Here is a 1,187-nt window from a genome sequence, read left to right on the forward strand (position 1 = left end):
CGCCTGTTCACGTCCGAGTCGGTCACGGAGGGCCACCCGGACAAGATCGCTGATCAGATCAGTGATGGGATTCTGGATGCGTTGTTGAGTCAGGATCCGCGTTCGCGGGTCGCGGTGGAGACGTTGATCACGACGGGGCAGGTGCACGTCGCGGGTGAGGTGACCACGAAGGCGTACGCGGATATTCCGTCGATCGTGCGGGAGACGATCCTGGGGATCGGGTACGACTCGTCGCGTAAGGGGTTCGACGGGGCGTCGTGTGGGGTGAGTGTGTCGATCGGGGCGCAGTCGCCGGATATCGCGCAGGGTGTGGACAACGCGTTCGAGTTGCGGACGGGGTCGTCGGAGAGTGCTCTGGATGCGCAGGGTGCCGGGGACCAGGGCATGATGTTCGGGTTCGCGTGTGCGGAGACGCCGGAGTTGATGCCGTTGCCGATCGCTTTGGCGCATCGTCTTGCTCGGCGGTTGTCGGCGGTGCGGAAGGACGGGACGATCCCGTATCTGCGTCCGGATGGTAAGACGCAGGTGACCATCGAGTACGAGGGTCTGCGTCCGGTCCGGTTGAACACGGTGGTGGTGTCGTCGCAGCATGCGGCGGACATCAGTCTGGAGTCGTTGTTGACGCCGGACGTGCGGGACCATGTGATCGCTCCGGAGGTGGAGGGTCTTGGTCTGGACACCGACGGGTACCGGTTGTTGGTGAACCCGACGGGTCGGTTCGAGATCGGTGGGCCGATGGGTGATGCCGGCCTGACGGGTCGGAAGATCATCGTGGACACCTACGGTGGGTACGCCCGCCATGGTGGTGGGGCGTTCTCGGGTAAGGACCCGTCGAAGGTCGACCGGTCGGCGGCGTATGCGATGCGGTGGGTGGCGAAGAACGTGGTCGCCGCGGGGCTGGCGGAGCGGTGTGAGACGCAGGTCGCGTACGCGATCGGTAAGGCGCATCCGGTGAGTTTGTTCATCGAGACGTTCGGCACGGAGAACGTGCCGGTCGAGCGGATCGAGAAGGCCGTGAACGAGGTGTTCGACCTGCGTCCCGCGGCGATCATCCGGGATCTGGACCTGCTCCGGCCGATCTACCGGCAGACCGCCGCGTACGGCCACTTCGGCCGGGACCTACCCGAACTGACCTGGGAGAACACCGACCGCGCCGCCGACCTCAAGTCGGCCGCAGGAGCCTGACC

General features: G+C 65.6%; 1 protein-coding gene. It reads left to right on the forward strand.

Annotated features, from left to right (window positions below):
* On the forward strand, positions 1–1,185 hold a 1,185-nt coding region (gene metK, locus ACIBJE_RS31580), incomplete at its 5' end, for a methionine adenosyltransferase (RefSeq protein WP_396753933.1).
* Between the last annotated feature and the right edge of the window lie 2 nt (positions 1,186–1,187).

Source organism: Micromonospora sp. NPDC050187 (assembly GCF_044459745.1).
Lineage (GTDB): Bacteria > Actinomycetota > Actinomycetes > Mycobacteriales > Micromonosporaceae > Micromonospora.